Genomic DNA, 3990 nt, shown 5'->3' with positions numbered 1-3990 from the left:
AAGTTAGCTTGCAAACTGTTCCGGTCAAACCGGGGCTCTTTGAAAAGCGTCGTTACGACTCTCTTTTCCCCAGGGAATCCAGAAACTCTTCCAGATTGTATTTCGCCCGATATTCGGGTGTCATCAGATGGATCATGATGTCCCCGAGATCCACGACGGTCCACTGCTCCCCCTCTTCGATGGCGGCGAAGGTCTCTCCGGCGGGTTTGAGATCCTCTTTGAGATAGTCCAGCAGAGCCAGCGTGTGTTTGTCACCCAGCGTCGTCGCCAGAACGACGGCCTGTGTCAGATACTCTTTGTCGTGAAGGTCGAAGACCTGGATATCTTCCGCTTTTTTGCTGTCGAGAAGATCGACGATACGGTCGATTCGCTTCTGCATTGCCTGATTCAATCATTCTCCTTGATATTTTGATTTTTTTCGTTTCCGTTTTTGTAATACCTCACCACATCCTCCCGGATCGTTTCGGGGATCCACTTCGGATCGATATGCTCTCTCAGCTCCGTCGAACTGATCGGCATATCGACATCCAGACGGATGAAACCTTCGGGTATGGGCTCGTTTTCCCGGGTGGCGACCACCCATCTGACCTTTCGGTCCAGCTCGTCGAAACGGTGCCATTTGTGAAGATCCTTCAGGTTGTCGGCACCGATAATGAAGTAGATTGTATCAAAAAATCGGGCGTAATGGTCGACGGTGTCGATCGTGTAGGAGGGGCCTTCCTTGTTGATCTCGATATCGCTCACTTCGATCCGGGGGTCGAAGGCCGTCATCCTTTTCAACCACTCCAGACGCAGTTTCGCAGGCGCGGCGTGTCCCTTTTTGAAAGGGCTGATATAGGCGGGTACGACGATGATCTTATCGATGTCGAGCCGCTCCAGAGCTTTTTTGATGATCTCCAGATGCCCCAGATGCGGAGGGTCGAAACTTCCTCCGAAAATCGCGATTTTCGATGCTCTCTTTTCCATTTAATGATGATTATACAGTTGGTTTGATAAAATCGACGTTATTTTATGAGGCAGCGAGGAAAGAGTGTGGCACTGAAGATTGCGATCAACGGATACGGACGCATCGGGCGAAGCGTGGCCCGTATCATATCCAAACGGGACGATGTCGAACTGGTGGCGGTCAACGATTTGGCCGATCCGAAAACGCTGGCGTATCTGACGAACTTCGACAGCGTGCACGGCCCGCTGGACGAAGAGGCCGAACTCGACGGCGATATACTGAATATCGCGGGACAGCGGGTGAAAATGTTTCAAAAGTCCGATCCGGCCGACCTGCGTTTCGCCGACGCGGGGGCCGATGTGGTGCTGGAGTGCAGCGGCCGTTTTCTAAGAAGCGATATCGTACAGACCCACATCCGCCACGGTGCCAAAAGGGTTATCATCTCCGCACCCGCGGAGGACGATACGCCGACCTACGTCTTCGGTGTCAACGCCGATAGCTACAGGGGCGAGCCGATCATCTCCAACGCCAGCTGCACCACCAACTGCCTGGGACCCATCGCCAAAGCGATCGACGAAATCTACGGGATAGAGATGGGGCTGATGACGACGATCCACGCCTATACCGGCGGTCAGAACCTGATGGACGCGCCCACGTCGAAGGATCTGCGCCGCTGCCGGGCCGCCGCCGTGAACCTGGTGCCCACGACGACCCATGCCGCCGAAGCGATCTACAAGGTTCTGCCCGGTCTCAAAGGGAAGCTCCACGGTCAGAGTGTGAGGGTGCCGACTCCCGACGTTTCTTTGATGGATCTGAATCTGGTGCTGGGGAAAGAGACGAGTGTCGAGGAGGTGAATCTCCTGTTTTTGGAGAAATCGAAAGGAGAGCTGGCCGGAATCCTGGGGGTCGACGAAAAGTACGGCGTGAGTCAGGATTTTTGCGGCGATACGCGCAGCTCCATCGTCTCGACCGATCTGACCCAGGTGATCGGAGGGCGGATGCTCAAGATCATGGCATGGTACGACAACGAGTGGGGATACGCCAACCGCCTCGTCGACATGGCCCTGCACATCACCCAGTAGAGCTGTTCCTAAACAAAAATATGGCACAATCGATAGTATAAAAACAAATCAAAACAAAGGACAACGATGAAGCTTTTGTCAATCAAAGATCTCGACCTTGCAGGTAAAAAAGTCTTTATCCGATGCGATTTCAACGTACCCCTGGACGAGTTCGGCAATATCACCGACGACCGCCGCATCCGCGCGGCGCTTCAGACGATCCGCTACTGCCTCGACCACGAGTGCGCCATCATCCTCGCCAGCCACATGGGACGCCCCAAAGGGGAGGTGAACGAAAAGTACTCCCTCAAACCCGTCGCCAAACGTCTCCATGCGCTTTTGCACCATGACGTCACCCTGGCGAAGGATGTGGTGGGTCCCGATGCCACCAGCAAGGCCAAGGCGCTTCAAAACGGCGAAATCCTGCTTCTCGAAAATGTCCGTTTCGAGCCGGGCGAGACGAAAAACGACATGGAACTGGCCAAGAAGTTCGCTTCGATGGCGGAGTTCTACGTCAACGACGCTTTCGGTGTCAGCCACCGTGCCCACGCCTCCGTCGAGGCGATCACCCACTTCTACGACAACGAACACAAGGGTGCGGGCTTCCTTCTGCAAAAAGAGGTCAAATATTTCCACAAACTTCTGAAAAAACCGACCCGTCCCTTCATGGCGATCGTCGGAGGAAGCAAGGTGTCAGGCAAACTCGAAGCGCTCGTCAACCTCCTTCCGAAAGTCGACAAGCTCGTCATCGGCGGTGCGATGGCCTTCACCTTCTGGAAAGCCCGCGGATACGAAGTGGGCAAATCGCTGGTCGAAGACGACCTTCTGGAGGATGCGGCCCACATCATGGACGAGGCGAAGCGGCTCGGGGTGAAGTTCTATCTGCCGGTCGATTTCGTCGTCGCGCCCGAGTTCAAGGAGGATTCGCCCGTCAAGTACGTCACTTTCCAGGAGATCCCGAAAGAGTGGATCGGACTCGATATCGGCCTGGCCTCGACACGCCTCTTCCGTGAAGCGCTCAGCGATGTGCAGACGATCCTCTGGAACGGTCCGATGGGCGTCTACGAGATGGACAAGTTCTCCCGCGGAAGCTTCAAACTGGCCAACTACGTCGCCGAATCCTACGCCACGAAGATCATCGGCGGGGGTGACACGGCCGACCTGATCCAGCGTGTCGGCGTCGACGACGAGATGACCTTCATCTCCACGGGCGGCGGTGCGAGCCTGGAGCTTCTGGAGGGCAAGAACCTGCCGGGTATCGCGGCCCTGGAAGTGGCGGGAGACGAGGATGAGTAAAAAGATCCTCGCCGCCAACTTCAAGACCAACCACACCCGCGCTTCGACCCGCGAATATGTCGAAGCCCTCGACAGGGCGCTTCATGAGATGGGATACGGTGAGGAGGTCTACATCTTCCCGCCCGCCACGGCACTGGACGGCTTCGAGACGAAAAGCGACATCCGTATCGGCGCCCAGAACGCCTACCCGACCGTCAAAGGCTCCTTCACCGGCGAGATCGGCCTGGAACAGCTGGGAGAGTTCGGTATCGAAACCCTGCTCGTCGGCCACAGCGAGCGGCGTCACGTACTGGGTGAGACCCAGGAGTTCATCGCCAAAAAATACGCCTGGTTCAAAGAGCGGAATTTCACGATCGTCTACTGCATCGGCGAACCTCTCGAGGTACGGGAAGCCGGAGACGAAGCGGTCCGCCGCTACATCGTCGATCAGCTGGAGGGCATCGACACCTCCTACGAAAAACTGATCCTCGCCTACGAGCCGGTATGGGCCATCGGTACCGGAAAGACCGCCACCCCCGACCTGATCGAAGCGACCCACGCCATGATCAAAAACCTGAGCGACCGCCCGCTTCTTTACGGCGGCAGCGTCAAACCGGCCAACATCGCCGAAATCCTGGCGGTACCCGGCTGCGACGGCGCCCTGATCGGCACGGCGAGCTGGGAGGTGGAAAGCATGGTTTCCATGCT

The 3990-nt window shown here is 56.5% G+C and carries 5 protein-coding genes; 3 read left to right on the top strand and 2 right to left on the bottom strand.

Going from position 1 to position 3990, the window contains the following annotated elements:
• Positions 1–52: 52 nt before the first annotated feature.
• On the bottom strand, positions 53–379 hold the full coding sequence (gene rsfS, locus Q1K23_RS08320) for a ribosome silencing factor (protein WP_300363752.1): 327 nt from the start codon (positions 377–379) through the stop codon (positions 53–55).
• 8 nt (positions 380–387) lie between these two features.
• Positions 388–966, bottom strand: coding sequence for a nicotinate (nicotinamide) nucleotide adenylyltransferase (gene nadD / locus Q1K23_RS08315; RefSeq protein ID WP_300363750.1), 579 nt, complete (start codon positions 964–966; stop codon positions 388–390).
• A 66-nt stretch (positions 967–1032) separates the two neighbouring features.
• Between nadD and gap the strand changes: the two genes are divergently transcribed.
• The 3 genes from gap to Q1K23_RS08300 form a co-directional block, all read left to right on the top strand.
• Positions 1033–2028: a type I glyceraldehyde-3-phosphate dehydrogenase gene (gene gap, locus Q1K23_RS08310; protein WP_300363748.1), complete on the top strand. Its 996-nt coding sequence runs from the start codon at positions 1033–1035 to the stop codon at positions 2026–2028.
• Positions 2029–2094: 66 nt separating this feature from the next.
• Positions 2095–3303 carry a phosphoglycerate kinase gene (locus Q1K23_RS08305; protein WP_300363746.1) on the top strand — a complete coding sequence of 403 codons (1209 nt, stop codon included), beginning with the start codon at positions 2095–2097 and terminating at the stop codon, positions 3301–3303.
• On the top strand, positions 3296–3990 hold a 695-nt coding region (locus Q1K23_RS08300; RefSeq protein ID WP_300363744.1), incomplete at its 3' end, for a triose-phosphate isomerase. The genes Q1K23_RS08305 and Q1K23_RS08300, both read left to right, overlap by 8 nt.

Source organism: Hydrogenimonas sp. (genome assembly GCF_029933015.1).
Classification (GTDB): domain Bacteria; phylum Campylobacterota; class Campylobacteria; order Campylobacterales; family Hydrogenimonadaceae; genus Hydrogenimonas.
Note: the sequence above shows the minus strand (reverse complement) of the source record. Positions and strands in the feature narration are given on the sequence as shown.

Excerpts from the sequence above, each read along its gene's own strand:
- rsfS (WP_300363752.1), bottom strand. The coding sequence starts at position 379 with ATGCAGAAGCGAATCGACCGTATCGTCGATCTTCTCGACAGCAAAAAA.
- nadD (WP_300363750.1), bottom strand. The coding sequence starts at position 966 with ATGGAAAAGAGAGCATCGAAAATCGCGATTTTCGGAGGAAGTTTCGAC.
- Q1K23_RS08305 (WP_300363746.1), top strand. The coding sequence starts at position 2,095 with ATGAAGCTTTTGTCAATCAAAGATCTCGACCTTGCAGGTAAAAAAGTC.